At 66.1% G+C, this 26,642-nt stretch carries 27 protein-coding genes; 19 read left to right on the top strand and 8 right to left on the bottom strand.

Features of this window, described 5'->3' with window-relative positions; translation table 11 throughout:
- The first annotated feature begins 8 nt into the window (after positions 1-8).
- The 7 genes from G4D77_RS03815 (at position 9) to typA (ending at position 8,921) form a co-directional block, all read left to right on the top strand.
- A complete protein-coding gene (locus G4D77_RS03815; RefSeq protein WP_016452383.1) occupies positions 9-410 on the top strand; it encodes a thioredoxin family protein in 402 nt (133 codons plus the stop codon).
- Between the two features lie 278 nt (positions 411-688).
- Entirely contained in the window at positions 689-1,267 is a 579-nt protein-coding gene (gene rimP, locus G4D77_RS03810; protein ID WP_026062108.1) for a ribosome maturation factor RimP, read from the top strand.
- 86 nt (positions 1,268-1,353) lie between these two features.
- Positions 1,354-2,841 carry a transcription termination factor NusA gene (gene nusA / locus G4D77_RS03805; RefSeq protein ID WP_016448885.1) on the top strand — a complete coding sequence of 496 codons (1,488 nt, stop codon included), beginning with the start codon at positions 1,354-1,356 and terminating at the stop codon, positions 2,839-2,841.
- 23 nt (positions 2,842-2,864) lie between these two features.
- Positions 2,865-5,720 (top strand): translation initiation factor IF-2, encoded by a 2,856-nt coding sequence (infB, locus tag G4D77_RS03800; protein ID WP_016448884.1) that lies wholly within the window; start codon positions 2,865-2,867, stop codon positions 5,718-5,720.
- A gap of 6 nt (positions 5,721-5,726) precedes the next feature.
- Complete coding sequence (gene rbfA / locus G4D77_RS03795) at positions 5,727-6,098, top strand: 30S ribosome-binding factor RbfA (protein ID WP_016448883.1); 372 nt, start codon at positions 5,727-5,729, stop codon at positions 6,096-6,098.
- 4 nt (positions 6,099-6,102) lie between these two features.
- The gene (truB, locus tag G4D77_RS03790) at positions 6,103-7,068 is read left to right on the top strand and encodes a tRNA pseudouridine(55) synthase TruB (RefSeq protein WP_043790190.1); all 966 of its coding nucleotides are present in this window, start codon (positions 6,103-6,105) and stop codon (positions 7,066-7,068) included.
- A gap of 23 nt (positions 7,069-7,091) precedes the next feature.
- Positions 7,092-8,921 carry a translational GTPase TypA gene (typA, locus tag G4D77_RS03785; protein WP_026062109.1) on the top strand — a complete coding sequence of 610 codons (1,830 nt, stop codon included), beginning with the start codon at positions 7,092-7,094 and terminating at the stop codon, positions 8,919-8,921.
- 121 nt (positions 8,922-9,042) lie between these two features.
- Here typA and G4D77_RS03780 read toward each other — a convergent pair whose 3' ends face one another.
- Entirely contained in the window at positions 9,043-9,933 is an 891-nt protein-coding gene (locus G4D77_RS03780; RefSeq protein ID WP_016452380.1) for a LysR family transcriptional regulator, read from the bottom strand.
- A gap of 83 nt (positions 9,934-10,016) precedes the next feature.
- Here G4D77_RS03780 and G4D77_RS03775 point away from each other — a divergent pair, with 83 nt between their 5' ends.
- The 4 genes from G4D77_RS03775 to G4D77_RS03760 all read left to right on the top strand — a co-directional run bounded on the left by G4D77_RS03775 (position 10,017) and on the right by G4D77_RS03760 (position 14,013).
- The gene (locus tag G4D77_RS03775; protein ID WP_154834650.1) at positions 10,017-11,201 is read left to right on the top strand and encodes a CaiB/BaiF CoA transferase family protein; all 1,185 of its coding nucleotides are present in this window, start codon (positions 10,017-10,019) and stop codon (positions 11,199-11,201) included.
- 13 nt (positions 11,202-11,214) lie between these two features.
- The gene (locus G4D77_RS03770; RefSeq protein ID WP_154834649.1) at positions 11,215-11,712 is read left to right on the top strand and encodes a MaoC family dehydratase; all 498 of its coding nucleotides are present in this window, start codon (positions 11,215-11,217) and stop codon (positions 11,710-11,712) included.
- 42 nt (positions 11,713-11,754) lie between these two features.
- Positions 11,755-12,768: a Bug family tripartite tricarboxylate transporter substrate binding protein gene (locus tag G4D77_RS03765; protein ID WP_016448877.1), complete on the top strand. Its 1,014-nt coding sequence runs from the start codon at positions 11,755-11,757 to the stop codon at positions 12,766-12,768.
- 153 nt (positions 12,769-12,921) lie between these two features.
- Positions 12,922-14,013 carry an enoyl-CoA hydratase/isomerase family protein gene (locus G4D77_RS03760; RefSeq protein ID WP_016448876.1) on the top strand — a complete coding sequence of 364 codons (1,092 nt, stop codon included), beginning with the start codon at positions 12,922-12,924 and terminating at the stop codon, positions 14,011-14,013.
- A gap of 75 nt (positions 14,014-14,088) precedes the next feature.
- Here the strand turns inward: G4D77_RS03760 and G4D77_RS03755 are convergent, their stop codons facing one another.
- Entirely contained in the window at positions 14,089-14,754 is a 666-nt protein-coding gene (locus tag G4D77_RS03755) for a TetR/AcrR family transcriptional regulator (protein ID WP_154834648.1), read from the bottom strand.
- 156 nt (positions 14,755-14,910) lie between these two features.
- On the opposite strand from G4D77_RS03755, the gene G4D77_RS03750 reads away from it, so the two are divergent.
- Positions 14,911-15,606, top strand: coding sequence for a DAPG hydrolase family protein (locus G4D77_RS03750; RefSeq protein WP_016448874.1), 696 nt, complete (start codon positions 14,911-14,913; stop codon positions 15,604-15,606).
- A 15-nt stretch (positions 15,607-15,621) separates the two neighbouring features.
- Here G4D77_RS03750 and G4D77_RS03745 read toward each other — a convergent pair whose 3' ends face one another.
- The 4 genes from G4D77_RS03745 to smpB all read right to left on the bottom strand — a co-directional run bounded on the left by G4D77_RS03745 (position 15,622) and on the right by smpB (position 18,032).
- Positions 15,622-16,458 carry an anti-sigma factor family protein gene (locus G4D77_RS03745; protein ID WP_034364362.1) on the bottom strand — a complete coding sequence of 279 codons (837 nt, stop codon included), beginning with the start codon at positions 16,456-16,458 and terminating at the stop codon, positions 15,622-15,624.
- A 10-nt stretch (positions 16,459-16,468) separates the two neighbouring features.
- Positions 16,469-17,002 carry an RNA polymerase sigma factor gene (locus tag G4D77_RS03740; protein WP_016448872.1) on the bottom strand — a complete coding sequence of 178 codons (534 nt, stop codon included), beginning with the start codon at positions 17,000-17,002 and terminating at the stop codon, positions 16,469-16,471.
- 30 nt (positions 17,003-17,032) lie between these two features.
- The gene (locus G4D77_RS03735) at positions 17,033-17,449 is read right to left on the bottom strand and encodes a COG4315 family predicted lipoprotein (protein WP_016448871.1); all 417 of its coding nucleotides are present in this window, start codon (positions 17,447-17,449) and stop codon (positions 17,033-17,035) included.
- 109 nt (positions 17,450-17,558) lie between these two features.
- On the bottom strand, positions 17,559-18,032 hold the full coding sequence (gene smpB, locus G4D77_RS03730; protein WP_016448870.1) for an SsrA-binding protein SmpB: 474 nt from the start codon (positions 18,030-18,032) through the stop codon (positions 17,559-17,561).
- A 168-nt stretch (positions 18,033-18,200) separates the two neighbouring features.
- Here smpB and G4D77_RS03725 point away from each other — a divergent pair, with 168 nt between their 5' ends.
- Positions 18,201-18,653, top strand: coding sequence for a type II toxin-antitoxin system RatA family toxin (locus tag G4D77_RS03725; protein WP_016448869.1), 453 nt, complete (start codon positions 18,201-18,203; stop codon positions 18,651-18,653).
- The gene (locus G4D77_RS03720) at positions 18,646-18,990 is read left to right on the top strand and encodes an RnfH family protein (protein ID WP_016448868.1); all 345 of its coding nucleotides are present in this window, start codon (positions 18,646-18,648) and stop codon (positions 18,988-18,990) included. The genes G4D77_RS03725 and G4D77_RS03720 overlap by 8 nt, the downstream gene beginning before the upstream one ends.
- A 19-nt stretch (positions 18,991-19,009) precedes the next feature.
- Here the strand turns inward: G4D77_RS03720 and G4D77_RS03715 are convergent, their stop codons facing one another.
- A complete protein-coding gene (locus G4D77_RS03715) occupies positions 19,010-19,564 on the bottom strand; it encodes a DUF4124 domain-containing protein (RefSeq protein WP_034364364.1) in 555 nt (184 codons plus the stop codon).
- 84 nt (positions 19,565-19,648) lie between these two features.
- Between G4D77_RS03715 and guaB the strand changes: the two genes are divergently transcribed.
- Positions 19,649-21,124, top strand: a complete 1,476-nt coding sequence (gene guaB, locus G4D77_RS03710) for an IMP dehydrogenase (RefSeq protein ID WP_013803023.1) — start codon at positions 19,649-19,651, stop codon at positions 21,122-21,124.
- Positions 21,125-21,237: 113 nt separating this feature from the next.
- Here guaB and ilvD read toward each other — a convergent pair whose 3' ends face one another.
- Entirely contained in the window at positions 21,238-22,932 is a 1,695-nt protein-coding gene (ilvD, locus tag G4D77_RS03705; RefSeq protein ID WP_154834647.1) for a dihydroxy-acid dehydratase, read from the bottom strand.
- Positions 22,933-23,025: 93 nt separating this feature from the next.
- On the opposite strand from ilvD, the gene G4D77_RS03700 reads away from it, so the two are divergent.
- The 4 genes from G4D77_RS03700 (at position 23,026) to guaA (ending at position 26,447) form a co-directional block, all read left to right on the top strand.
- Complete coding sequence (locus G4D77_RS03700; protein WP_154834646.1) at positions 23,026-23,955, top strand: LysR family transcriptional regulator; 930 nt, start codon at positions 23,026-23,028, stop codon at positions 23,953-23,955.
- A 143-nt stretch (positions 23,956-24,098) separates the two neighbouring features.
- Positions 24,099-24,368, top strand: a complete 270-nt coding sequence (locus tag G4D77_RS03695; RefSeq protein WP_016452372.1) for a type II toxin-antitoxin system Phd/YefM family antitoxin — start codon at positions 24,099-24,101, stop codon at positions 24,366-24,368.
- Positions 24,365-24,799, top strand: coding sequence for a type II toxin-antitoxin system VapC family toxin (locus G4D77_RS03690; RefSeq protein ID WP_012204856.1), 435 nt, complete (start codon positions 24,365-24,367; stop codon positions 24,797-24,799). Before G4D77_RS03695 ends, G4D77_RS03690 begins: the two co-directional genes overlap by 4 nt.
- 31 nt (positions 24,800-24,830) lie before the next feature.
- Positions 24,831-26,447, top strand: coding sequence for a glutamine-hydrolyzing GMP synthase (gene guaA, locus G4D77_RS03685; protein ID WP_043790222.1), 1,617 nt, complete (start codon positions 24,831-24,833; stop codon positions 26,445-26,447).
- The last annotated feature ends 195 nt before the right edge of the window (positions 26,448-26,642 follow it).

Below are 26,642 nucleotides of genomic sequence, written 5' to 3'. Positions count from 1 at the left end.
GGTTTTCCATGGATTCAATGGCCGGCAAGCTGCCGGACGACAGCGCGGCAGCCAGCCCCTGGTGGGTGGTTTGCCTGTGTGCGCAATGGTGCGGCGTTTGTAACCAGTACCGGAGCGCGTTTGCGGAGCTGGCCACCCAGTTCCCGCAGATGCACTTCGTCTGGCTTGATGTCGAGGACCGCGAGGATGTGGCCGGGGACCTGGACATCGAAACCTTTCCCTCTGTGCTGATCGCTGACGGCGAGCGCGCGCGCTTTCTGGGGCCGGTGCTGCCCCAGCCGGGCGTTGTGGCGCGCATGCTGCAGTCATTGGCCCAGGACCCTGGCGCGGCCCCGGCCGACCCCGCCGAAGCGCAGGCCCTTTTGCGGCGGCTTCAGTCGGCGCAGGCGCTTGAGCGCGTGGGCGCCTGAGCATCCGGCGGAGGGGTGTCCGCCCTGGCCTGGGCTGCCTTGCGCAGTGCCTGCCAGCGCCTGTATTTGTACGGCGCGAACTTGGCCTGAAGGTCGTTTGCGGATACAATGGCATATTCACGACCAAACGGGCGGGTACCAACCGCCCTTTTTTTTGGGCGATCTTCGGGCGACCTTAGGGATTGCCATGGGGCTCGGCGCTGTTGGGACATGGCTGCTGCCAAGGTTTCAGGGGCGTTCCGGGTCTTTTGTGTTTGCAGGATTGAATTTAATTACACGTGGCACTACAGCAAATCGTTGAACAAACCGTGACAGGTCTGGGCTATGACCTGGTGGAAATAGAACGCTCGGCAGGCGGGCTGTTGCGCGTCACAATTGATTTGCCTTGGCAGCCCCCGGTGGAGGGCGAGCCGGTGGTGCCGGAGCAGTTCGTGACAGTCGAGGACTGCGAGAAGATCACGCGCCAGCTGCAGTTCGCGCTGGAGGTCGATGGCACGGATTACACGCGCCTCGAGGTCTCCTCCCCGGGCATCGACCGCCCCCTGCGGCATGAGCAGGACTTCATCCGCTTTGTCGGGGAAGTTATCGACCTGACCCTCAAGGAGCCCATCGGCGCTGCCGCTGAAGGGCAGGTCAGTGCCAATCGCAAGAAATTCCGCGGCACGCTGGAGCGTGCCGAAGGTGGTGGCTGGCAGATCGTCTGGAGCGACGAGCCACCCGTCAAGCCTGGCCAGAGGGTCAGCAAGAAGCGTGTTCCCGCGCCCCTGCAGGCGCTGGGTTTCACGCTGGAGGAGCTGCGCGAGGCGCGTCTGGCTCCCCTTGTGGATTTCAAGGGGCGTTCTGCCAAGCCGGTCTGATCGGAGCGGGCAGGGTACGTCGAATCATTGGGGCAGAAGGGCATTGCCATCCCCTTTCTGCGTGATTGAAATAGGAGAGTCGTCGCATGAATCGCGAATTGTTGATGTTGGTAGAAGCCATTTCGCGCGAAAAGAACGTGGAGCGCGATTTGGTGTTCGGTGCAGTGGAATCGGCCCTGGCCCAAGCCACGAAGAAGCTGTACCAAGGTGAAGTGGACATCCGCGTGGCCATCGATCGCGACAGCGGTAACTACGACACCTTCCGCCGCTGGCTGGTGGTGCCCGATGATGCGGGCCTGCAAAACCCCGATGCCGAAGAAATGCTGATGGACGCACAGGACCGCGTCCCCGGCATCTCCGAAGGCGAGTACATCGAGGAAGAGATCGAGTCGGTGCCCATCGGCCGCATCGGTGCGATGGCGGCCAAGCAGGTCATCCTGCAAAAGATCCGCGATGCCGAGCGCGAAATGCTGCTCAACGAGTTCCTGTCGCGCGGCGACCGGATCTTCACGGGCACGGTCAAGCGCATGGACAAGGGCGACATCATCGTCGAGGCCGGCCGTGTCGAAGGACGCCTGCGCCGCAGCGAAATGATCCCCAAGGAAAACCTGCGCAACGGCGACCGCGTGCGGGCCATGATCATGGAAGTGGACGCCACGCTGCGCGGCGCGCCCATCATCCTGTCGCGTTCGGCGCCGGAGTTCATGGTCGAGCTGTTCCGCAACGAAGTGCCCGAGATCGAGCAGGGCCTGCTGGAGATCAAGAGCTGCGCTCGCGATGCCGGCAGCCGCGCCAAGATCGCCGTGCTCAGCCATGACAAGCGTGTCGATCCCATCGGCACCTGTGTCGGCGTGCGGGGCACCCGCGTCAACGCCGTCACCAATGAATTGGCTGGCGAGCGCGTGGACATCGTGCTGTGGTCCGAGGACCCCGCACAGTTCGTGATCGGTGCGCTGGCTCCGGCCAATGTGTCGTCCATCGTTGTGGACGAGGAAAAGCACGCCATGGACGTGGTGGTTGACGAGGAAAACCTCGCCATCGCCATCGGCCGTGGCGGCCAGAACGTTCGCCTGGCTTCCGAGCTTACCGGCTGGAAGATCAACATCATGGACGCGGCTGAGTCTGCGCAAAAGCAGGCGGACGAGTCTGCCGTTGCGCGCCAGCTGTTCATGGAAAAGCTCGATGTGGACGAGGAAATCGCCAACATCCTCATCGAGGAAGGTTTCGAGACCCTGGAAGAAGTGGCCTACGTGCCGCTGCAGGAAATGCTCGAAATCGAGGCGTTCGACGAAGAGACGGTGAACGAGCTGCGCACCCGTGCGAAGGATGCCCTGCTGACGCAGGAAATCGCGCACGAGGAAAACGTGGGCAAGGTGTCGCAGGATCTGCTGACGCTCGAGGGAATGACTCCGGAGATCGTGGACAAGCTGGCCGAGGCCAATGTGCACACTCGCGACGATCTGGCCGATCTGGCCATCGATGAGTTGACCGAGCTGACCGGGCAGACCGAGGAAGAAGCGAAGGCTTTGATCATGAAGGCGCGTGAGCACTGGTTCACCGAAGGGCAAGAGTAAGGTCAGGGAGGTTCAGAGCATTTATGTCCAGTAATACGGTTGCCGAGTTTGCAAAAGAGCTCAACAAGACCCCTGACACGTTGCTGCAGCAGCTCAAGGCTGCAGGCGTCGCCAAGGACAACGCATCGGATGCGTTGACCGACGGCGACAAGCAGCAACTGCTCAGCCATCTGCAGGCCAGCCACGGAAGTGGCGCCAAGAAGATCACGCTGACCAAACGGTCCACCAGCGAGATCAAGCAGGCCGATTCGTCGGGCCGCGCCCGCACCATCCAGGTGGAAGTGCGCAAGAAGCGCACCTTCGTCAAGCGCGACGAGGCCGCCGAAGGCGCCTCCGACCCCGCTGCCGTTGCGGCTGCCCAGGAGCAGCGCGCGGCGTCGGAGCGCGAATCTCAGGAATTGGTGCGCCGCGAAGGGGAAGCACGTCGCCAGGCCGAAATGATCGGCCGGGAGGAGGAAGAATTGGCACAGCAACGCCGTGAGCGCGAAGAGCGCGAGCTAGTCCAACAGCGCGAGCGCGAAGCCGAAGAGCGCGCAGCCGCCTATGCGGCTGCCGAAGCCGCAAAGATTGTCGAGGCCAACCGCGCTAAGCAGGAAGCCTCGCGCGAGCAGGCTGCCGGCCAGATAGCGCGCGCCGAAGCCCAGCTCGCGGCACGCGCCAAGGCCGAGGAAGAGTCCAAGGCCCGTGCGGCCGAGGAAGCCGAACGCGCCAAGGATCTGGAAGACCGCCGCCGCAAGGCGCTGGCCGAAGCCGAAGCCATTCGCGCCATGATGGCCGCGCCCAAGAAGGTGCTCGTGGCCAAGAAGCCCGAAGAGCCCAAGCCCGTGGCAAAGCCTGCAGCGCCTGCTGCCGCCGATGCCAAGAAGACCACGCTGCACAAGCCCGCTGGCACGACCGCCGGCGGAGCCGGTGCGCGCGCGCCTGCCGGCGCCGGCAAGGAAGTCAAGTCCGCCAAGCTCTCCTCGAGCTGGGCCGGCGATGGCAAGAAGAAGGAAATCAAGACCCGTGGCGACAGCTCCGGTGGCGTGGGCGGCCGTTCCAACTGGCGCGGCGGCCCGCGTGGCGGCCGTCGTGGCAATGACCGCAATGACGGACAGCACCAGAGCGCGGCAACGGAATTCCGTGCCATCGAAGTGCACGTGCCCGAGACCATCACCGTGGCCGAGCTGGCGCACAAGATGTCGGTCAAGGCATCCGAGCTGATCAAGGTGTTGATGAAGATGGGCCAGATGGTCACCATCAACCAGCCCCTGGACCAGGACACGGCCATGATCGTGGTCGAGGAAATGGGCCACACCGCCAAGGTCGCTGCGCTGGACGATCCCGAAGCCTTCACGGCCGAGGAAGTGTCCCAGCAGGAAGCTGCCCAGGAGTCGCGCGCCCCCGTGGTCACCGTCATGGGCCACGTGGACCACGGCAAGACCTCGCTGCTGGACTACATCCGCCGCACCAAGGTTGCGTCGGGCGAAGCCGGCGGCATCACCCAGCACATCGGTGCCTACCATGTGACGACGCCCCGCGGCATCGTCACCTTCCTGGACACCCCGGGCCACGAGGCCTTCACGGCCATGCGTGCCCGTGGTGCCCAGGCCACCGACATCGTCATCCTGGTGTGCGCTGCCGACGACGGCGTGATGCCCCAGACCAAGGAAGCCATCAAGCACGCGAAGGCGGCGGGTGTGCCCATCGTGGTTGCCATCACCAAGGCCGACAAGCCCGATGCCAACCTCGACCGCGTCAAGCAAGGCCTGGTGGCCGAGCAGGTGGTGCCTGAAGAGTACGGCGGCGAGTCCCCGTTCATTGCCGTGTCGTCCAAGACCGGCCAGGGCATCGACGAGCTGCTGGAGCAGGTCCTGCTGCAGGCCGAAGTGCTGGAGCTGACCGCTCCCGTGGAAGCCGCTGCCAAGGGTCTGGTCATCGAAGCGCAGCTGGACAAGGGCCGCGGCCCCGTGGCCACGGTGCTGGTGCAGTCCGGCACGCTGAAGGTGGGCGACGTGGTGCTGGCAGGCCAGACCTACGGCCGCGTGCGCGCCATGCTGGACGAAGACGGCAAGCAGACCAAGTCCGCTGGCCCCTCCATCCCGGTGGAAATCCAGGGTCTGTCCGACGTGCCCCAGGCCGGCGACGACTTCATGGTGCTGCAGGACGAGCGCCGCGCCCGCGAAATCGCGACCTACCGCGCCGGCAAGTTCCGCAACACCAAGCTGGCTCGCCAGCAGGCTGCCAAGCTCGAGAACATGTTCGCCGAAATGGGTGCGGGCGAGGTCCAGACCCTGCCCATCATCGTCAAGGCCGACATGCAGGGCTCGCAGGAAGCACTGGGCGCATCGCTGCTCAAGCTCTCCACCGAAGAGATCCGCGTGCAGCTGGTCTACTCGGGCGTGGGCGGCATCAGCGAGTCCGACGTGAACCTGGCGCTGGCCTCCAAGGCCATCATCATCGGCTTCAACGTCCGGGCCGATGCCCAGGCGCGCAAGACGGCCGAGAGCAACGATGTGGACCTGCGCTACTACAACATCATCTACGACGCCGTCGAAGAGGTGAAGGCAGCGATGTCCGGCATGCTGGCTCCCGAGCGCAAGGAAGAGATCATCGGCATGGCCGAGATCCGTACCGTGTTCGTGGCGTCGAAGATCGGCACCGTGGCCGGCTCGTACATCACGCAAGGCCAGGTTACGCGCAATGCGCATTTCCGCCTGCTGCGCGAGAACGTGGTCATCTACACGGGCGAGATCGAATCGCTCAAGCGCCTGAAGGACGACGTCAAGGAAGTCAAGGAAGGCTTCGAGTGCGGTATCAAGCTCAAGAACTACAACGACATTCGCGAAGGCGACGTGCTCGAAGTGTTCGAGATCAAGGAAATCGCGCGCTCGCTGTAATTCGACATGGCAACACGCAAGTCCGCTGCGCCGAACCGCAGCTTCAAAGTCTCCGACCAGATCCAGCGGGATCTGGCGGAGCTGATCGCACGCGAGTTGAAGGACCCGCGCGTGGGCATGGTGACGCTGCAAAGCGTGGAGGTGACTCCGGACTATGCCCACGCCAAGGTCTACTTCAGCCTGCTGATCGGCGATCCGCAGGAGACGCAGGACGCCCTGAACCAGGCCGCAGGCTTCCTGCGCAACGGCCTGTTCAAGCGCCTGCACATCCATACCGTGCCCACGCTGCACTTCATCTACGACCGCACCACCGAGCGTGCGGCCGACATGAACGCCTTGATCGCCAAGGCCGTCTCCTCGCGCGGGAAGGAAGAGTAGCCCCATGAACGCGCCACGCACAAGGGTGCAGCGGCGCCCTGTGCATGGGGTGTTGCTGCTCGACAAACCGCTGGAGCTGTCCAGCAACGACGCCTTGCAGAAGGTCAAGTGGTTGCTGCGCGCCGAAAAGGCCGGACACACCGGCACGCTGGACCCGTTGGCCACCGGCGTGTTGCCGCTGTGCTTCGGTGCGGCGACCAAGTTCAGCCAGTTGCAGCTCGAAGCTGCCAAGACCTACGAGGCGATTGCGCGCCTGGGCCAGACCACGACCACGGCCGATGCCGAGGGCGAGGTGCTGCGCGAGCGCGCCATCGATCCCGCCGCCCTCACGGCCGGGCGGCTTGCCGCCGTGCAGGCGCAGTTCACGGGCTCCATCCGCCAGGTGCCGCCCATGTACAGCGCGCTCAAGAAGGACGGCAAGGCTCTTTATGAATATGCGCGTGCCGGCATCGAAGTCGAGCGTCCGGCGCGCGAAGTGACAATCCACGCACTGGAGCTTTCGCTGACGCAAGACAGCCAAGGCCAGCCGGCGATCCGGATGCTGGTGACCTGCAGCAAGGGCACCTATATCCGCACGCTGGCGGAGGACGTGGGAGAGGCCCTGGGCTGCGGCGCGCACCTGCGCGCGCTGCGCCGTATCGACACCGGCGGGCTGGGTGTCGAGCGCTGTATCTCGCTGGAGGCGCTGGCCGCCATGGGCGAGGACGAGCGTCTGCAGCAGTTGCAGCCTGTCGATGCCTTGCTGGCCAGCCACACGGCTGTCACGCTGGGCGAGCAAGATGCGGCCCGTTTTCTCACGGGCCTGCCCCGCAAGGGCGCTTGGGCCGATGCCGAGGCGGTGGCTGTGTATGGCGAGAAGCCACAGGCTCTGCTGGGAGTGGGGCGCGTGGTGCGTGGGGAACTCATCCCCGCCCGCCTGCTCAGTTCACTGGAAATTCAACAGATTTTGGAAGACACGCCGCGCCCATGACGCAGCGGCAATGGGAAAACACTATGAGCAAACAAATCCGCAATATCGCGATCATCGCCCACGTGGACCACGGCAAAACCACCATGGTGGACCAGCTGCTGCGCCAATCCGGAACCTTCGCCGAACACGAGAAAGTCGTGGACACGGTGATGGACAACAACGCCATCGAACGCGAGCGTGGCATCACCATCCTGGCCAAGAACTGCGCCGTGAGCTGGAACGACACGCACATCAACATCCTCGACACACCCGGCCACGCGGACTTCGGCGGTGAAGTGGAGCGTGCCCTGTCCATGGTGGACGGCGTGGTGCTGCTGATCGACGCGCAGGAAGGCCCCATGCCCCAGACGCGCTTCGTGACCAAGAAGGCGCTGGCCCTGGGCCTGAAGCCCATCCTCGTGGTCAACAAGGTGGACAAGCCCGGCGCGCGTCCCGACTACGTGGTCAACGCCGCGTTCGACCTGTTCGACAAGCTGGGTGCCACCGACGAGCAGCTGGACTTCCCCGTGGTGTACGCCTCGGGCATCAACGGCTGGACCTCGCTGGAAGAAGGCGCTCCGGGCGAGCAGTGGGGCCCCGACATGTCGGCCCTGTTCGACACCATCCTGAAGCACGTGCCTTCGGTCAAGGGCGATCCCGCCGCTCCGCTGCAAATGCAGATCTCGGCGCTGGACTACTCCACCTTCGTGGGCCGCATCGGCGTGGGCCGCATCACTTCCGGCACCCTCAAGCCTTCGACCGACGTGCTGGTCATGGAAGGTCCTGACGGCAAGAGCTACAAGGGCCGCATCAACCAGGTGCTGAAGTTCCAGGGCATCGACCGCGTGCAGGTGACCGAAGCCGGCCCCAGCGACATCGTGCTGGTCAACGGTATCGCCGACCTGGGCATGGGCGTCACGCTGACCGACCCGCTGAACCCCCGGCCGCTGCCGATGCTCAAGATCGACGAGCCCACGCTGACCATGAACTTCTGCGTCAACACCTCGCCGCTGGCGGGCCGTGAAGGCAAGTTCGTGACCAGCCGCCAGATCTGGGACCGCCTGCAAAAGGAACTGCGTTCCAACGTGGCCCTGCGTGTCAAGGAAACCGACGAAGACGGCATCTTCGAAGTGTCGGGCCGCGGCGAACTGCACCTGACCATCCTGCTGGAAGAAATGCGCCGTGAAGGCTACGAGCTTGCCGTGTCCAAGCCCCGCGTGGTCTACCGCGACGTGGACGGCGTGCGCCACGAGCCCATCGAGCTGGTGACGGCCGACATCGAGGAAGGCCACCAGGGTGGCGTGATGCAGGCCCTGGGCGAGCGCAAGGGCGAGCTGGTCAACATGGAACCCGATGGCCGCGGCCGCGTGCGCCTGGAATACCGCATTCCTGCGCGTGGCCTGATCGGCTTCACCAACGAATTCCTGAACCTGACCCGTGGTTCCGGCCTGATCTCCAACATCTTCGACAGCTACGAGCCGCACAAGGGCGAAATCGGCGGCCGCAAGAACGGTGTGCTGATCTCCATGGACGAAGGCGAAATCTTCACCTACGCCCTGGGCAAGCTGGACGACCGTGGCCGCATGTTCGTCAAGGCCAACGATCCCGTGTACGAAGGCATGATCATCGGCATCCACAGCCGTGACAACGACCTGGTGGTCAACGCCACTCGTACCAAGCAGCTGACCAACTTCCGCGTGTCCGGCAAGGAAGATGCCATCAAGATCACGCCCCCGATCGACCTGTCGCTGGAATACGCGGTGGAATTCATCGAGGACGACGAGCTGGTGGAAATCACCCCCAAGAGCATCCGCGTGCGCAAGCGCCACCTGTCCGAGAACGAGCGCAAGCGTGCTTCGCGCGCAGGCGCATAAGCGCCGTGGCGCCGAGGGCGCGCAAGCCAGCCGGCTTAGCCGCCCTGATTGTCAAAGGCCGCATCCGCGGCCTTTGTCTTTTCTACGGCGGCTTCTGCCAGGCCGTCCGCCAGGCCGTCCGTCAGGCATTCAGCCGCAGCAGCAACTCGCGCAGGCGCTGGCCGGCCGCTGCGCTTTGCTGCGGATTGAGCGCCAGGGCTAGGCCGATGGAGGGCAGGTTCTCGGTATCTGCCAGCGCGCGGAACACCACCCCCGGCGTGCTGCCCTTGGCCACGACGGCCGGCACCAGGGCCACGCCCAGGCCCGCGCCCACCAGGCTGACCAGGGTCTGGGCCTGCACCGCATGCTGCTTGACCTGGGGCATGAAGCCCGCGTTCTGGCAGGCCAGCACCACAAGCGCATGCAGGCCGGGCACTTCGCTGGGGCGGTAATTGATGAATGGCTGGTCGGCCAGATCCCGCAGCCGCAAGGCGGGCCGCTGCAGCAGCGGGTTGCCTTCGGGCAGCACGGCCACCAGTTCGTCCTTTTCCACGGGCGTGATGGACAGCTCGGTGGCCTGCGTCACCGGGTAGCGCAGCAGGCCGGCATCGAAATCGCCGCTGGCCACCTGCGCGCAGATCTCGCGCGTGGTCGATTCGGTCAGCACCAGGTCGATCAGCGGATATTCGCTGCGAAAGGCCTGCACCAGCCGTGGAATCAGCGAGAACGTGGCCGAGCCTATGAAGCCTATGTGCAGCCGGCCGCGCTCGCCACTGGCCGTGGCCTGCGAGACCTCCTGCACCTGGCGCGCATGGTGCAGTGCCAGCTCGGCACTTTCCAGGGCCGCCCGGCCTGCCTCGGTCAGCTCCGTGCCCCGGCGGTCGCGCTGGAACAGCTGCACGCCCAGGCTGTCTTCGAGCCGGCGGATGGATTGGGACAGCGGCGGCTGCGACATGTGCAGCTGCTCGGCCGCCTGCCGGTAGTTGAGCGTGCGGGCCAGGGTGACGAAGTGACGCAGTTGGCGCAGGTCCATTGATATCCACCGTGTATCAGCGATGCTGAATTAAGTCTTAGACGCGACTTCAAAGATATCAAATACTGGCTCCCTGAAGCAACATGGAGACCACAGTGCAGGCTGCGTTGACAGGGATTCGGGTGCTGGATCTGTCCAGCGTGGTGTTCGGGCCGCTGGCCAGCCAGGTGCTGGCCGACTATGGTGCCGAAGTCATCAAGATCGAGCCGCCGGCCGGCGACTCCACGCGCCATACCGGCCCGGCCGTGGAGCCCGGCATGGCAGCCATGTTCATGGGCACCAACCGCAGCAAGAAGAGCGTGGTGCTGGACCTCAAGCAGGACGAGGCGCGCCAGGCCCTGCATGCGCTGCTGGCTACGGCCGATGTGTTCATGCACAGCATGCGCCCGCAGAAGCTGGCCCCGCTGGGCCTGGACCCCGACACGCTGCGCGAGCGCTATCCGCGCCTGGTCTACGCAGGCCTGCATGGCTTTGGCGAGGACGGCCCCTATGCGGGCATGCCCGCCTACGACGACGTCATCCAGGGCATGAGCGGCCTGGCCGACCTGATGGAACGCCAGACGGGCGAGGCGCGCTACCTGCCCACCATCGCGGCCGACAAGACCTGCGCCCTGGTGGCCGCGCATGCCGTGCTGGCGGCGCTGTTCCAGCGCGAGCGCAGCGGCCACGGCTGCTTTGTCGAAGTGCCCATGTACGAGACCATGGTGGGCTTCAACCTGGTCGAGCATTTCTACGGCATGCACTTCAGCCCCGCGCTCAGCGGCGCAGGCTACCCGCGCGTGATGGCGCCCTGGCGCAAGCCCTACCGAACGCTGGACGGCCACGTCTGCATGATGCCGTACACCGATGCGCACTGGCAGCGCTTCTTCGCCGCCGTGGGCCAGCCGCAGCTGGCCCTGGATGCGCGCTTTGCCAGCCAGGCCAGCCGCACGGCCCACATTGCCGAGCTGCTGGAGACCGCAGGCGAGCATGTGGCCCTGCACGGCACCCAGCACTGGCTGGACACCTGCCAGCGCCTGGAGATTCCTGCCGCCCCGGTGGCACGCATGGACGATCTGCCTGCCGATCCACACCTGCAGGCCACGGAGTTCTTCGTGCCGCTGCACGACGCCGCCATGGGCACGGTGCACCTGCCTCGCTCCTCCGTGCGCATGGATGGCCGGCAGGCGCCCATGGGCATGCCCCCGCGCCTGGGTGAGCACACGGCGGCGCTGCTGGCCCAGGCGGGCTGGAGCGCCGAGCGCATCGCCGGCCTGCAGACCACGTAACAGGAGACATGAGATGACAGTGAACACCCCGCAGCCCCACCCTGGCGCCGCCTGGAACGCCGTGCCCCGCATGGGCCAGGGCTTTTTCTGGCAGGACCTGCAGGTTGGCCAGCAGCTGCGCACCTTCCGCCGCACCGTGACCGAATCCGACCTGGTCGCCTTCATCAACGTCACCGGCATGCTGGAGGCCATCTTCATCGAGGACGGCTATGACGGCGGCGCCATCGCAGGCCGTCCCGTACCGGGCGCGCTGACCTATACGCTGATCGAAGGCTTCATCCTGCAAAGCATGATCCAGGGCACGGGCCTGGCCATGCTTGAGCTGCACCAGAAGATCCTCGGCCCCGTGCTGGTGGGCGACACCATCGAAGCCCTGGTCGAAGTCACCGCCATCAAGCCCACCTCCAAGGGCAACCGCGCCGTCGTCACCTCGCGCATCGAGGTCTTCAATCAGGGCCACCAGAAGGTCATGGAATACACGGCCGTGCGCCTGCTGGCCGGGCGCAGCTAGACGGACAAAAGAATTCCCATAACGACACCAGGAGACAACAGCATGGACAAGAAAGGCAACAAGGCCGCAGGCAGACAAGGGCGGCGCAGGGTGCTGGCCGCCGTGGCGGCCTGCATGGCAGCCGCAGCGGCAGTGCCGGGAGCGGCCCTGGCACAGCAGCCCTGGCCCAGCAAGCCCATCACGCTGGTCGTGCCTTTCCCGCCGGGCGGGCCCACCGACCTGGTGGCGCGCGTGCTGGCCCAGCAGGTCGGCCAGCAACTGGGCCAGACCGTGATCGTGGACAACCGGCCCGGCGCCAACGGCAACATCGGCAACGCCCTGGTGGCCAAGGCCGCGCCCGATGGCTACACCGTGCTCTACAACACCTCGTCCATTGCGCTGAGCCCTTCGCTCTACAAGAAGATGAGCTACGACGTGAACAAGGACCTGATGCCCGTGGCGCTGACGGCCGTGGTGCCGCTGGGCCTGGTGGTCAACCCCAAGCTGCCGGTGAAGAACGTGCAGGAGTTCGTGCGCCATGCCAGGGACAAGGCGGGCCAGCTGTCCTATGGTTCGGCCGGCAACGGCAATGTCACGCACCTGGCGGCCTTCCAGGTCGTGCAGCACTACCAGATCGAGGCCAGCCACGTGCCCTACAAGGGCAGCGCGCCGGCCGACGTGGATCTGGTGGCCGGGCAGATCGACTTCATGACCGACACCATCAATTCCGTCGCACCCTTCATCAAGGAGGGGCGGCTCAAGCTGCTGGCCGTGAGTTCCTCCAAGCGCCTGCCCAACTTCCCCGATGCACCCACGCTGGCCGAAAGCGGCATGTCCGGCTTCGAGGCCGGGGCCTGGCAGGGCGTGATGGTGCCCGCGAAGACGCCAGCCGCCATCATCCAGCGGCTCAACCAGGAGCTGATGCGCGCGCTCAAGGACCCGGGCGTGGTCGAGAAGCTGCAGCTGCAGGGCGCCGAAGGACTGGGCTCCACCCCCGAGGAATACGGCGCCTACATCCGCAGCGAGATCAAGCGCTGGGCCGGCGTGGTCAAGAGCACGGGTGTCTCTCTGGACTGAGTGCGCTGCGGTGCGCGGCGGCTGCCCGCCCTGTCGTGCACTTGCGCAAATTGGCACCTGTTTGTCAGGGGTGGGCGCGGATTTTCAGCTATGGTTGCGGCTCATCGCCCCGGGCTGCCGGGGCAGGGCATGCATAGCAACAAGGAGCAAGATATGACGGGAGCTGCCGGCGAAGTCCTCAGCGAAGTGCGGGGCCGCATTGGCATGATCACCTTGAACCGGGCCAAGGCGCTGAACGCGCTGTCGCTGGGCATGGTGCGCGATCTGCTGGCCACCCTGCTGGCCTGGCAAAAGGACGATCAGGTGCTGGCCGTGGCCATCCGCGGCATGGGCAAGGAAGGGGCCTTCGGCGCCTTCTGCGCGGGCGGCGACATCCGTTTTCTGCACGGCGCAGGCAGCACGGGCAATCCGCAGCTGGAGGACTTCTTCACCGAGGAGTACGCGCTCAACCACCTGATCCACACCTTCGGCAAGCCCTACATCGCCTTCATGGACGGCATCGTCATGGGCGGCGGCATGGGCATCAGCCAGGGCGGCACGCTGCGCATCGTCACCGAGCGTACCAAGATGGCCATGCCCGAGACGGCCATCGGCCTGTTCCCCGATGTGGGTGGCGGCTACTTCCTATCGCGCTGCCCCGGTCACGCGGGTGAGTGGCTGGCGCTGACGGGCGACGTGATCGGCGCGGCCGACGCGCTGGACTTCGGCCTGGCCGATGGCTATCTGCCCTCGGACCAGCAGCCTGCGCTGTGGGATGCCCTGGCCGCCGGCAGCTTTGCCGATGCAGCGGCCGTCGAGGCGCTGGTGAAGTCGAAGTTCACGGCCCCGGCCAAGCCAGCGGCCCAGCCCCGCGCCGAGATCGACCGCGTGTTTGCCCTGCCCACGGTGGCTGCCATGGTGCAGGCACTGGAAGCGGCGGATGGCGAGTGGGCGCAGCACACGGCAGCCACGCTGCGCAAGCGCTCGCCGCTGATGCTGCACGTGGTGCTGGAGCAGATTCGCCGCGCACGCGGCATGACGCTGGCCCAGGACCTGCGCATGGAGCGCGACATGGTGCGCCACTGCTTTTACCTGCGCCCCGGCCAGAGCGAGACCATCGAAGGCATACGCGCACTGGCCGTGGACAAGGACCACCAACCGCGCTGGAACCCCGCGCGCATCGAAGACGTGCAGGACGCGCAATGGCGTGCCTTCTTCGACAGCCCCTGGCCCGTGCACTCGCACCCGCTGGCGGCGCTGGACTGATCGCGCGGCGGTTGCCCAAACCTCCAAGGGTTCAAAAGGCCATCCGGCACCGCGCCGGATGGCTTTTTTTTCGGTTCAGCGATCAGCGGGCTCCATGCGGCAGGAATGGCCTGCCAGCAGCCGTACCGCGTCGTCAATGCGCGGGCCCGGATCCCATTCGGGCACGGGCGGCGTCAGGCCCAGGGCCATCTGCCGCAGCGGCTCGGCAATGGCCATGGACAGCAACAGGTCGCAGATGACATCGGGCTGCTCTGCCCTGAGCAACCCCTTCGCGCACTGGCGCCGCAGCCAGTCCACCAGCATGCCGCGGCCGCGCTCTATGCCGTTGCGCTGGTAGACCTCCAGCAACTCGGGCTTGGCGGGGAAATCGGTGGTGAGCAGGCGGAACATCCCCACCGCCTCGGCCGACAGCACGCGCGCGGCAATCACGCGCAGGATCTCGGCCAGCGCCGGAGCCACCTCTGAGGCCGACTGCGCATCGGCCGACAGGGCGGGGCGGAAACCGTCTGTCCAGCTGCGCACCACCAGGGCCACCAGATCCTCGCGGTTGGCGGCAAAGCGGTAGAGCGTTTTCTTGGCCAGCCCCGCGCGCTTGGCCACGGCTTCCATGGTGGTGGCGGCATAGCCTTCGTTGAGCAAGAGCCAGGTGGCGGCGGCCAGGGCGGCATCGTTGGCCTCGTGCTCGGGCCGGGCCGGCCGCCCGCGCGGCCTGGGGGCCGCAGGAGTGATTTCGGATTCCATTGGATTTCTTGTCGTTCCGTTCGGTGTTGTGCAGGGTCGTGCCTGGTTGTGCAGCATTTTGTTACCCGGCTGGGATTATCCGATTGTTTGGAAACGTTGTTCGTTTCTTTAATATAAGATGGCTTTTCTTCATCAACCCAGGAACGGAAAACACCCATGAACTCCCATGCCTTCGAGCCCGACATTTCCCGCATCGACGAGCTGCTGCACATCACGCCGCTGCGGCTGGAGACGGGAATCCAGCGCCTGCCCAGCGGCTGTCTGGTGGTGGCCTGCCGCACCGACCTGCACGGCTGCAGCGGCCGCATGCTGGACTGGTGGTTCAAGTTCTTCGAGACCACGCAGCACATCAAGTGGTGGCATCCGCATGACCACATCGCACATCGCGGCTGGGATGCGCAATGGAAGAAGGGCGAGAGCTACATAGGCGCCTCCATCGAGGCCGTGGAGTCCCTGGCCGATATTCCGCCCGTGGCGGCCAGGCTCAAGTTCCACGATCCGCGCGAGCTGTTCGACCCTGCGCAGCTGGAGCTGGCCTTTGCCGAAAAACGCGCATCGGCCGCCGTCTATGCACGCATCGGCTTTGGCGAGCATGTGCAGCTGGATGCCAGCGGGGACCCGATGGACGGGCAGATGGTGCACCTGGCGCGCGATACGCCCTTTGGATGCGTGCTGCGCAGCCGCTTCCTGCTGGGGCAGTCCTGCACGGACCCGGCGGCCGAGCTGCCCGACGCGCTAGGCCTGGGCCTGCTGCGCCACTGCTACACGGAGTTCACCTACCTGTCGCGCTTCCTGCCCTCGCTGTACTACGGCGAACATGGCAACGGCGAGGCGGCGCCGCTGCCCTGGTAGCCGTGGCCCCAGGCTTCAAAGCTGCTGGTGCACGGCAGTGGCCAGCTGCAGCAGCCGGTTGCGCGGCAGGGCGCCGCTGAGGGCATAGCCAAAGCCCTGGTCCACCCAGTAGAAGCTGGGCACGGGGCCGTCGCTGCTGAAGCGAAAGGCGGTCTCGCCACGCGTGGCCGGGTCCTCCAGCGCGCCCAGATACAGGGTGATGCGCTCGCCGGCCGCATCCTGGTACATGAACTGGGCGCGTGCGCCGCTGTCGCCGGGCAGCAGCCGGCCGCCCACCAGCTCATAGCCCAGTTCCGTGAGGGCTGGCAGCTTCAGCGGCCGGCCCAGCCGCTTGGAAAGCCATTGCAGCAAATGGGCCTGTTGCGCTGCCTCGACCTCGACCGGGTGGCGCTGCTCGGGCTGGTAGACCGCGTGGGCGACGGCTGCCTGATGGGCGAAGCGGGCAGGTGCGGCAGCGGCCAGCGTGTCCGCCGTTGAGGGTGCCGCAGGCGCTGCCTGCTGCCCGTGCACCAGCCAGCCCAGGCCGAAGGCCAGCAGCCAGCCTGCGGCCATGCCGCCCCAGCGCCACCATTGCTGCTGGCGCTGTTGCAGGCCCTGCAGCTGCTCGGCGGCGGCGCGCATTTCATCGGGCATGGGCGGTTCGCTGCGGGCGCCGTGCAGGGCGCGCAGCAGCTGCCGCTGGCGCTGCCATTGCTCCACGCGTGCTGCGCTGTCTGCATCCAGCTGCTCGCGCAGCGCCTGTGCCTGTGGGGCCGGCAGGCGGTCATCGACCAGGGCATGCAGCTGCTCGTCGGGGGTGGCCGTGGCAGCCGAGACACAGGAGGAGGGGGAGGTGGGGGCGGGGGCAGTCATGGCGGCCTCGTCATTTGAGCCGGCGCAGCGACGGGGCTGCGGCTTGGGGTGCAGCAGTCTGGGCGGGCGAAGCTGCGGGCGGTGCCTCCATCAGCTCGCGCAACCGGGAGCGTGCGCGCGACAGGCGCGACATCACGGTGCCCAGGGGCAGCTGCAGCACGCGCGCCGTGTCGGCATAGCTCATGTCCTCCACGCTGACCAGCAGCAGCACGGCCCGCTGCTCGGCGGGCAGGCGCTGCAGGCAGCGCTCCAGGTCCAGGGCAGCGTCGCTGCTGTCCTCGGGCGCTGCCAGGGACTCGGACAGGCTGTCGATGTCCAGCCACTGCCCTCGTGCGGCAGAGCGCCGCTGGTTCAGGTAGAGGTTGTGCATCAGGGTGAACAGCCAGGCGCGCAGATCGCCATCGGAGCGCCACAGCAGCCATTTGCGGCAGGCGCGTTCCAGCGTGTCCTGCACCAGGTCGTCGGCTGCCCAGGCATCGCCTGCCAGCAGCCGCGCGTAGCGGCGCAGGCCGGGCAGGTGCTCCAGGATCTGGCTGCGGTCCATGGGCAGGTCCGATCGCGCAGGGGGCCGGACTCAGGGGCGTGCGGTATGCCAGACGCCCATGACGCCGTCGCCCGTGGTATCGCCGGCCTTGCCGTCCTTCACCCAGTAGTACAGGGGCTTGCCCTTGTAGGCGATCTGGCTGCTGCCATCGTCGCGCTGGATCACGCTGTAGTTGCCGCCAGAGGGCGCCTGCTTGCCCATCAGGGGCGGCCAGTTGGTCGCGCAGGGGCCATTGCAGACGGACTTGCCACTGCCGGCCGTGTCCTTGTCGAAGGTATAGAGCGTCATGCCGTTGGCGCCGACCAGAATGCCGTTTTGCACGCTGACCGCACTGGGCGGCGTCTGGCCAGAGGCGTTGGCCGCAGGCGCGGAATAGCAGCCTGCCAGGGCCAATGTCAGGGCTGCCGTGAAGGCACAGGTACCAAGTTTCATGCCGAGCTTCTTCATCGCTGTCTCCGGTGCTTGCCGGCGCGCGAAATTGCGGCCGGACACTGCAATGAACACTGGGCCGTGCCGGTTTATTCCGCAGCAGTGCAAAAAAAGCTGCGGATGCCCGTCAACGATTGAAGCTCTTCATGGCGCGCTCGACCTCGCGCTTGCCTTCGCGGTCCTTGATCACGTCGCGCTTGTCGTGCTCGGCCTTGCCCTTGGCCAGGGCAATGTCGCATTTGACATAGCCGTTCTTCCAGTGAAGGTTGATGGGCACCAGGGTGAAGCCCTTTTGCTCCACCTTGCCGATCAGGCGCAGGATGTCGTCCTTCTTGAGCAGCAGTTTCTTGATGCGCGCCGCGTCGGGGTTGACGTGGGTGGAGGCGGTCTTGAGCGGGTTGATCTGGCAGCCGAGCAGGAACAGCTCGCCGTCCTTGACGATGACGTAGCCGTCCGTCAACTGCACCTTGCCGCTGCGCAGTGCCTTCACTTCCCAGCCGTGCAGCACGATGCCGGCCTCGAAGCGTTCCTCGAAGAAGTAGTTGAATGCGGCTTTTTTGTTGTCGGCGATGCGCGACTGTGTTTCAGGTTTCTTGGCCATGGAGTAATAGATGCGGCGAAAACCTGGAGATGAAAGGTCTCCCTACAATACTGGATTGCCGTCTTCCCGCCGTGCGGGATTTTAGTTTCGCCTTGCCGTCATTGTGACAGCCGGCTGTGCCATGGCGGCGCTGCCGGTGTTTTGCATGCCGTGCAGCCCGCCCCATTCATGAAAAAAGTCAACAAGTCCGTCCTGATCTGGTACAGCCCCCAAGAAATGTTTGCCCTGGTGACGGACGTGGCCCACTATGCCGACTTCCTTCCCTGGTGCGATCAGGCCAGGGTGCTGGAGCAGGACGAGCAGGGCATGACGGCCGAGGTGGGCATTGCATTCGGCGGCATGCGCAAGTCCTTCGTCACGCGCAACACGCACAGCGTGCTCGACGATGGCGGGCGCCAGGTCAGCATCCGCCTGATCAAGGGGCCGTTCTCGCGGCTGGAGGGCAACTGGATGTTCCGCCCCGTGGGCGACGGATCGCAGCGCGCCTGCCGTGTCGAACTGCAACTGGACTACGGTTTCGACAACATGGCCCTGGCCGCCGTGGTCGGCCCGGTGTTCGACCGCATTGCAGGCTCCATGGTTGATGCCTTCATCAAGCGTGCCGAGCAGGTCTATGGCTGAACCCCAGCCCGCTGTGCGCATCACGCTGGCCTGCAGTGCGCGCGCCGGCGAAGTCGTCGAGCTGTTTCTGCAATTGCCGGCCGGTGCCACGATTGCCGATGCGGTGGCGGCGGCGGGCGGCTGGCAGGCGCTGGGCTTTGCGCAGGCCGGGCCGGCAGGCCTGTGGGGCCGCAGCGCGCCTTTGACGCAAGCCCTGCGCGACGGTGACCGAGTGGAGCTGTACCGGCCCTTGACCGTGGACCCCAAGGTGGCGCGCCGCGAGCGTTTCGCACGCCAGGGCGCTCGTGCCACGGGGCTGTTCCAGCGCCAGAGGCCTGGAGCCAAGGCCGGCTACTGAGCCGGCCCGGATTCGGCGATCAGCGCATTGCGCCGCAATCGGAGGCGATGATGGCGTCGGCGCGCTTGAGTTCCGCATCGCGCGTGGCGTCGTCCATGAAGCCGCGCTCGCCCTGCTCATTCGTGTAGCCCAGCAGGCGGCCCGAAGACAGCGCGGTCTTGGACTGCTTGGCGCGTGCGCAGTTGTCCTGGCGCTGCTTGGCAATCCGTTCCTTTTCCGCCTTGGCCTTGGCGGCCTCCTGGGCTTCGGCCTTGCGCTTTTGTTCTTCCAGGGCCTTGTCGGTGCCTGCGGGCTTGGTGTCCTTGGCGGCTGCGGCAGGTGCTGCCGGTGCCGCGGCGTCCGCCGCAGGCGCCGTGCCTGCATCCGCAGCTGCCGCAGCGGCGGAGGGCGCGGCGGCAGGCGGCGGTGTGCTGCCGCCAGGCTGGCGCAGGATGTTCTTGGCGGGAATGTCAGGAGGCGGTGCGCGGTCGCTGAAGACCTTGCGGCCTGTGGCGTCGACCCATTGCCACTGGGCGGCTGCGGGCAGCGAACAGGCGGCAAGCGTGACTAGCAAAACAAGCTTGATGGCGTGCATGGTGAGTTGGGGATCGGGCCGAATGGCCTACAGCATACATTGTGATCCGGCGCACGGGTACAATCCTTCTTTTGGAGCTCTCACATGCGCCTTCTCGGTAAAGCCCTGACCTTCGACGACGTCCTTCTGGTCCCCGCTTTCTCCCAGGTCCTGCCCAAGGACACTTCGCTCAAGACGCGCTTTTCGCGCAACATCTCCCTGAACATTCCCCTTGTGTCCGCCGCCATGGACACCGTGACCGAGGCGCGTCTGGCCATTGCCATCGCGCAAGAGGGCGGTATCGGCGTCATCCACAAGAACATGACGGCCGAGCAGCAGGCCGCCGAAGTGTCCAAGGTCAAGCGCCACGAATCCGGCGTGGTGCACGACCCCGTGGTCATCACCCCCGAGCACACCGTGCTGCAGGTGCTGCAGCTGTCCGAGAATCTCGGCATCTCGGGCTTTCCCGTCTGCGACGGCGGCAAGGTGGTGGGCATCGTCACCAGCCGCGACCTGCGCTTCGAGACCCGCTACGACGTCAAGGTCAGCCAGATCATGACGCCGCGCGAGCGCCTGATCACCGTCAACGAGAAGGACGGCACCACGCCCGTGGAAGCCAAGGCCCTGCTCAACAAGCACAAGCTCGAACGCATCCTGGTCGTGAACGACGCCTTTGAACTCAAGGGCCTGATCACCGTCAAGGACATCACCAAGCAGACCACCTTCCCCAACGCAGCGCGTGACAGCGCAGGCCGCCTGCGCGTGGCCGCCGCCGTGGGCGTGGGCGAGGGCACCGAGCAGCGCGTGGAGCTGCTGGTCAAGGCAGGCGTCGATGCACTGGTGGTGGACACGGCCCACGGCCACAGCAAGGGCGTGATCGACCGCGTGCGCTGGGTCAAGCAGAACTACCCGCAGGTCGATGTCATCGGCGGCAACATTGCCACCGGCGCCGCTGCGCTGGCACTGGCCGAGGCAGGCGCCGACGCCGTGAAGGTCGGCATCGGCCCCGGCTCCATCTGCACCACGCGCATCGTCGCCGGTGTGGGCGTGCCCCAGATCATGGCCATCGACAGCGTGGCCCAGGCCCTGCAAGGCACGGGCGTGCCGCTGATCGCCGACGGCGGCATCCGCTTCTCGGGCGATATCGCCAAGGCCCTGGCCGCTGGCGCCTCGACCATCATGATGGGCGGCATGTTCGCCGGCACCGAAGAGGCTCCGGGCGAAGTCATCCTGTACCAGGGCCGTTCGTACAAGAGCTATCGCGGCATGGGCTCCATCGGCGCCATGCAGCAGGGCTCGGCCGACCGCTACTTCCAGGAATCGAGCACCGGCAATCCCAACGCCGACAAGCTCGTGCCCGAAGGCATCGAAGGCCGCGTGCCCTACAAGGGCTCCATGGTCTCCATCGTCTACCAGATGGCCGGCGGCGTGCGCGCTGCCATGGGCTACTGCGGCTGCGCCACCATCGAAGAGATGAACAACACGGCCGAGTTCGTGGAGATCACCGCCGCAGGCATCCGTGAATCGCACGTGCATGACGTGCAGATCACCAAGGAAGCGCCGAACTACCGCGCCGACTGATCCCGATCCAGCGCCTTGGCGCGAGATGGAAAAGAGGTCCGGGCAGCCACTGCCCGGACCTCTTTTTTTCGTGCGCTCACGAAGCTCAGATGGCGAAGCTCAGATGACGACGCTCAGATGGCGAAGTTGTCCAGCACCGCGCCCGAGCTGGCGCTCGATGCGTTGAACGCGAACTTGGCCTGCACGCCCCGCGTGTAGCGGGGCGCGGGGGCCTTCCATGCCGCACGGCGCTGGGCGAGCACGTCTTCGGGCACGTTCAGCTGCAGCTGCAATGCGTGCGCGTCGATGGTGATCGAGTCGCCCTCGTGCACCAGCGCGATGTTGCCGCCCACGGCCGCTTCCGGCGCCACGTGGCCGACCACCATGCCCCAGGTGCCGCCGGAGAAGCGGCCATCGGTGATCAGGCCCACGCTCTCGCCCAGGCCGGCACCGATCAGGGCGCCCGTGGGTGCCAGCATTTCCGGCATGCCGGGGCCGCCCTTGGGGCCCAGGTAGCGCAGCACCATCACGTCGCCGGCCTGTATCCGGCCGTCGAGGATGGCCGCCAGTGCCGATTGCTCATCGTTGAACACGCGTGCCGGGCCGGTGATGACCGGGTTCTTCAGGCCCGTGATCTTGGCCACCGCACCTTCCGGACTCAGGTTGCCCTTGAGGATGGCCAGGTGGCCCTGCGGGTAGAGCGCATCCGAGAGGGGGCGGATGACCTGGGGGTTGGGCGGTTCGTCAGGCACGCCGGCCAGGGTCTCGGCGATGGTCTTGCCCGAGATGGTGATGCAGTCGCCGTGCAGCAGGCCCGCATTCAGCAGGATCTTCATCACCTGCGGGATGCCGCCCGCCTGATGCAGGTCCACCGCCAGGTATCTGCCGCTGGGCTTGAGATCGCACAGCACCGGCACCCGCTGGCGGATGCGCTCGAAGTCGTCGATGGACCAGGGCACGCCGGCCGCATGGGCGATCGCGAGAAAGTGCAGCACGGCATTGGTGGAGCCTCCGGTCGCCATGATCACCGAGACCGCGTTCTCGATGGACTTGCGCGTCACGATATCGCGCGGCTTGAGGTCCATCTTGATGGCCTTGATCAGCACCCTGGCGGATTCCTTGGCCGAGTTTTCCTTTTCATCATGGGGATTGGCCATGGTGGAGGAGTAGGGCAGGCTCATGCCCAGCGCCTCGAACGCGCTGGACATGGTGTTGGCGGTGTACATGCCGCCGCACGAGCCCGTGCCGGGAATGGCGTGCTGCTCGATGTCCTTGAGCTCCTGGTCGCTGATCTTTCCCGCGGCGTTCTCGCCGACGGCCTCGAACACGCTGACGATGTTCAGGTCCCGGCCTTTCCACCTGCCGGGCAGGATGGTGCCGCCGTAGACATAGATGGCCGGCACATTGGCGCGCAGCATGCCCATCATGCCGCCCGGCATGTTCTTGTCGCAGCCGCCGACCACCAGCACGCCATCCATCCACTGGCCGCCCACGCAGGTCTCTATGCAGTCGGCGATCACCTCGCGGCTGACCAGCGAGTACTTCATGCCTTCCGTGCCCATGGACATGCCGTCCGAGATGGTCGGCGTGCCGAACACCTGCGCGTTGCCGCCGGCTTCCTCGATGCCTGCGATGGCCGCGTCCGCCAGCCTTTGCAGGCCGGAGTTGCACGGCGTGATCGTGCTGTGGCCGTTGGCCACGCCGACCATGGGCTTCTTGAAATCCTCTTCCTTGTAGCCCATGCCGTAGAACATGGAGCGGTTGGCGGCGCGCGCCTTGCCTTCGGTGATGTGGGCGCTTCGGCGGTTGATCTGGTTCGGCGGGGTCATGGCATGTCTCTCGTTGTGGGGGTTGGATGAGTATGGGCCGACTGATTCATCTGATCCAATCCTATTCATCGGCATGATTGATATGCTGCACATATGAATGAGCCCCCCATTGATCTGCGCGTCTGGCGGCAATTCCTGGCCGTGGCGGACGAGCTGCACTTCGGCCGCGCCGCATCGCGCCTGCACATGACGCAGCCGCCGCTCACCCAGGCCATCGCCCAGCTGGAGCGCAGCCTGGACGTGGCGCTGTTCGAGCGCTCGAGCCGCCACGTCGCGCTGACGCCCGCCGGCGAGGCGCTTGTGCCGCAGGTGCGTGAGCTTCTGGCGCGGGCGGCGGCGCTGCCGGGGATTGCGCGGGCTGCGGCAGCGGGAGAAGTGGGGCGCGTGCGGCTGGCCTTTGTCTCCACCATCGGCTTCACCCGGCTGCCGCTGTGGGTGCGGGACTTCGTGGCAGGCACGCCAGGTGTGGCGCTGGAGCTGGTCGAGGCCACCAGCGATGTGCAGATGGAGGCATTCGAGCGCGGGCAGATCGATGCCGGGCTCATGCTGCATGCCCCGGGGCATGCGCCGGCCGGCCTGGAGCGCCTGGCCGTGGGACGGGAAGCCATGGTGCTGGCCCTGCCGCAGCAGCATGCGCTTGCCGGTGCGGACCGGCTGATGCTCGACGAAGTGCTGGAGCAGCCGCTGGTGATCTTTCCGCGCCGCATCATGCCCTCGCTCCATGACGCGGTGACGGATCTGTACCGACGGCACGGACATGTGCCGCGCATCGCGCAGCAGGCGATACAGATGCAGACCATCGTGAACCTGGTCTGGGGCGGCATCGGCCTGGCCTGGGTGCCCGCCAGCGTGATGCAGTTCTGCAGGCCCGGCGTGGTCTACCGCGAGGCGGTTTTCGCCAGCGCCCGTGCAGGCAGCAAGGCCGTTGCCCTGCCGGTCTGCGAGACCAGCCTGGCCTGGCCGGCCGGAGTCATGTCGCCCGCGCTGGCGCGGTTTGTCGGCTTCGTGCGCGAACAGCGCTGAGTGGCGTTCACCGACAGCCCCCCCCCGAGGCAAGGCCCGCGAATATCCGCATGGTTCTGGTCTGAATTTTTGGAAATTCTGGTCAGAATGATAGAATTCGGGCCAGGCCGGACACCAGGCCTGCTTTTGTTTTCAGCCCCGCCATGCAATCTGTCGGCATCTACGAAGCCAAGACCCGTTTCTCCGCCCTGATCGAACTTGTCGAGCAGGGCGAGGAAGTGCGCATCACCCGCCACGGCAAGGAAGTGGTGCGCATGCTGCCGGTGCGCCGCCGCCCCGTGATCACCGACGAGCAGATCGCCCGCGAGCTGGAGCAGATGCAGGCGCTGCAGGCCACGGTGCGGCCGGCCCAGCCGGCACAGGCGCCGGACTCCACCACCCGACTGCGCCACGCAGGCCGGAGCCAGGCATGACCTCCTTCGTGCTCGATGCCTCCGTCACCGCCGCCTGGCTGCTGCCCGATGCCGCCAGCGTGCACACCCAGCGCCTGTATACCCGCATCCGCCGCCATGAAGTGGACCCGCAGGCGCCCAACCTCTGGCAGTGGGAATGCGGCAACCTGATCGCCTCGGGCGTGCACGGCGGCCGCATTCCGCACAGCTCGGTCGAGGGCCTGTGGGGCGTGCTCGAGGCCATCCGCCACCGCGTGGAACTGCACGAGCTGGCACCCGCCCAGCACAAGGCCGTGCTCGACGTGGCGCTGGACACCCGCCTGCCGGTCTATGACGCGGCCTACCTGTGGCTGGCGCAGTCGCTGCGCCTGCCGCTGGCCACCTTTGACGCGGCCCAGGCCGCCGCCGCCCGCAAGCGCGGGCTGGCGCTGCTGGCCCCTGAAGATTTCTGATCCCCTCCCATCACCTTTGCCTGAGATGACCATGCAACACGACAAGATCCTCATTCTTGACTTCGGCTCCCAAGTCACCCAGCTGATCGCCCGCCGCGTGCGCGAAGCCCATGTCTACTGCGAAGTCCACCCCTGCGACGTCAGCAGCGACTGGGTGCGCGAATTCGCCGCCGACGGCCGCCTCAAGGGCGTGATCCTGTCGGGCAGCCACGCCAGCGTCTACGAAGTGGACGACCGCGCCCCCGACGCCGTGTTCGAGCTGGGCATTCCCGTGCTGGGCATCTGCTACGGCATGCAGACCATGGCCACCCAGCTGGGCGGCAAGGTCGAAGGCTCGCACACCCGCGAATTCGGCTACGCCGAAGTGCGCGCCCATGGCCACACCGAACTGCTCAAGGGCATCGAGGACTTCGCCACTGCCGAAGGCCACGGCATGCTCAAGGTCTGGATGAGCCACGGCGACAAGGTCACCGAGCTGCCCCCGGGCTTCAAGGTCATGGCCTCCACGCCGTCCTGCCCCATCGCCGGCATGGCCGACGAGGCGCGCCGTTTCTACGCCGTCCAGTTCCACCCCGAAGTCACGCACACCGTGCAGGGCGCGGCCCTGCTCAACCGCTTCGTGCGCGAGATCTGCGCGGCGAATGCCGACTGGATCATGGGCGACTACATCGAGGAAGCCGTCGCCAAAATCCGCGAGCAGGTGGGCGACGAGGAAGTCATCCTCGGCCTGTCGGGCGGCGTGGATTCGTCCGTGGCTGCAGCCCTGATCCACCGCGCCATCGGCGACCAGCTGACCTGCGTCTTCGTGGACCACGGCCTGCTGCGCCTCAATGAAGGCGACATGGTCATGGAAATGTTCGAAGGCAAGCTGCACGCCAAGGTCATCCGCGTGGACGCCAGCGACCTGTTCCTGGGCAAGCTGGCCGGCGTCAGCGAACCCGAGGCCAAGCGCAAGATCATCGGCGGCCTGTTCGTGGACGTGTTCAAGGCCGAGGCCGCCAAGCTCAAGGCCGGCGATGCAGGCCACAAGGGCGCCACCTTCCTGGCCCAGGGCACCATCTACCCCGACGTCATCGAGTCGGGCGGTGCCAAGAGCAAGAAGGCCGTCACCATCAAGAGCCACCACAACGTCGGCGGCCTGCCCGAGCAGCTCGGCCTGAAGCTGCTCGAGCCCCTGCGCGACCTGTTCAAGGACGAAGTGCGCGAACTCGGCGTGGCCCTGGGCCTGCCGCGCGAAATGGTCTACCGCCACCCCTTCCCGGGCCCGGGCCTGGGCGTTCGCATCCTGGGTGAAGTCAAGAAGGAATACGCCGACCTGCTGCGCCGCGCCGACGCCATCTTCATCGAGGAACTGCGCAACTGGACCGACGATGCCACCGGCAAGAACTGGTACGACCTCACCAGCCAGGCCTTCACCGTCTTCCTGCCCGTCAAGAGCGTGGGCGTCATGGGCGACGGCCGCACCTACGACTACGTCGTGGCCCTGCGCGCCGTGCAGACCAGCGACTTCATGACCGCCGACTGGGCCGAGCTGCCCTACGGCCTGCTCAAGAAGGTGTCTGGCCGGATCATCAACGAAGTGCGCGGCATCAACCGCGTGACCTACGACGTGTCGACGAAGCCGCCGGCGACGATTGAGTGGGAGTGATTTGGCGTCTGGCATCGGCTGGCACCGAGTAGCACGAAAACACACCTAAGCCCGCGTCACTGCGGGCTTTTTTGTGATTTCTTCCGGCACTGGCTGGCAATCTTTGGTATCGCCAAGCACCGTTTTTTCATGGCATGATGAATGGCATTGAATGCTTCGATGCCATGAGATGCCGCCGATGCCATGTAACCGCCT

This window comes from Delftia sp. WY8, assembly GCF_018437695.1.
GTDB classification, from domain to species: Bacteria; Pseudomonadota; Gammaproteobacteria; order Burkholderiales; family Burkholderiaceae_C; genus Comamonas; species Comamonas tsuruhatensis.
This window is presented reverse-complemented; position numbering and strand designations above follow the sequence as displayed.

Excerpts from the sequence above, each read along its gene's own strand:
- G4D77_RS03815 (WP_016452383.1), top strand. The coding sequence starts at position 9 with ATGGATTCAATGGCCGGCAAGCTGCCGGACGACAGCGCGGCAGCCAGC.
- nusA (WP_016448885.1), top strand. The coding sequence starts at position 1,354 with ATGAATCGCGAATTGTTGATGTTGGTAGAAGCCATTTCGCGCGAAAAG.
- infB (WP_016448884.1), top strand. The coding sequence starts at position 2,865 with ATGTCCAGTAATACGGTTGCCGAGTTTGCAAAAGAGCTCAACAAGACC.
- rbfA (WP_016448883.1), top strand. The coding sequence starts at position 5,727 with ATGGCAACACGCAAGTCCGCTGCGCCGAACCGCAGCTTCAAAGTCTCC.
- truB (WP_043790190.1), top strand. The coding sequence starts at position 6,103 with ATGAACGCGCCACGCACAAGGGTGCAGCGGCGCCCTGTGCATGGGGTG.
- typA (WP_026062109.1), top strand. The coding sequence starts at position 7,092 with ATGAGCAAACAAATCCGCAATATCGCGATCATCGCCCACGTGGACCAC.
- G4D77_RS03780 (WP_016452380.1), bottom strand. The coding sequence starts at position 9,933 with ATGGACCTGCGCCAACTGCGTCACTTCGTCACCCTGGCCCGCACGCTC.
- G4D77_RS03775 (WP_154834650.1), top strand. The coding sequence starts at position 10,017 with ATGGAGACCACAGTGCAGGCTGCGTTGACAGGGATTCGGGTGCTGGAT.
- G4D77_RS03770 (WP_154834649.1), top strand. The coding sequence starts at position 11,215 with ATGACAGTGAACACCCCGCAGCCCCACCCTGGCGCCGCCTGGAACGCC.
- G4D77_RS03765 (WP_016448877.1), top strand. The coding sequence starts at position 11,755 with ATGGACAAGAAAGGCAACAAGGCCGCAGGCAGACAAGGGCGGCGCAGG.
- G4D77_RS03760 (WP_016448876.1), top strand. The coding sequence starts at position 12,922 with ATGACGGGAGCTGCCGGCGAAGTCCTCAGCGAAGTGCGGGGCCGCATT.
- G4D77_RS03755 (WP_154834648.1), bottom strand. The coding sequence starts at position 14,754 with ATGGAATCCGAAATCACTCCTGCGGCCCCCAGGCCGCGCGGGCGGCCG.
- G4D77_RS03750 (WP_016448874.1), top strand. The coding sequence starts at position 14,911 with ATGAACTCCCATGCCTTCGAGCCCGACATTTCCCGCATCGACGAGCTG.
- G4D77_RS03745 (WP_034364362.1), bottom strand. The coding sequence starts at position 16,458 with ATGACTGCCCCCGCCCCCACCTCCCCCTCCTCCTGTGTCTCGGCTGCC.
- G4D77_RS03740 (WP_016448872.1), bottom strand. The coding sequence starts at position 17,002 with ATGGACCGCAGCCAGATCCTGGAGCACCTGCCCGGCCTGCGCCGCTAC.
- G4D77_RS03735 (WP_016448871.1), bottom strand. The coding sequence starts at position 17,449 with ATGAAGAAGCTCGGCATGAAACTTGGTACCTGTGCCTTCACGGCAGCC.
- smpB (WP_016448870.1), bottom strand. The coding sequence starts at position 18,032 with ATGGCCAAGAAACCTGAAACACAGTCGCGCATCGCCGACAACAAAAAA.
- G4D77_RS03725 (WP_016448869.1), top strand. The coding sequence starts at position 18,201 with ATGAAAAAAGTCAACAAGTCCGTCCTGATCTGGTACAGCCCCCAAGAA.
- G4D77_RS03720 (WP_016448868.1), top strand. The coding sequence starts at position 18,646 with ATGGCTGAACCCCAGCCCGCTGTGCGCATCACGCTGGCCTGCAGTGCG.
- G4D77_RS03715 (WP_034364364.1), bottom strand. The coding sequence starts at position 19,564 with ATGCACGCCATCAAGCTTGTTTTGCTAGTCACGCTTGCCGCCTGTTCG.
- guaB (WP_013803023.1), top strand. The coding sequence starts at position 19,649 with ATGCGCCTTCTCGGTAAAGCCCTGACCTTCGACGACGTCCTTCTGGTC.
- ilvD (WP_154834647.1), bottom strand. The coding sequence starts at position 22,932 with ATGACCCCGCCGAACCAGATCAACCGCCGAAGCGCCCACATCACCGAA.
- G4D77_RS03700 (WP_154834646.1), top strand. The coding sequence starts at position 23,026 with ATGAATGAGCCCCCCATTGATCTGCGCGTCTGGCGGCAATTCCTGGCC.
- G4D77_RS03695 (WP_016452372.1), top strand. The coding sequence starts at position 24,099 with ATGCAATCTGTCGGCATCTACGAAGCCAAGACCCGTTTCTCCGCCCTG.
- G4D77_RS03690 (WP_012204856.1), top strand. The coding sequence starts at position 24,365 with ATGACCTCCTTCGTGCTCGATGCCTCCGTCACCGCCGCCTGGCTGCTG.
- guaA (WP_043790222.1), top strand. The coding sequence starts at position 24,831 with ATGCAACACGACAAGATCCTCATTCTTGACTTCGGCTCCCAAGTCACC.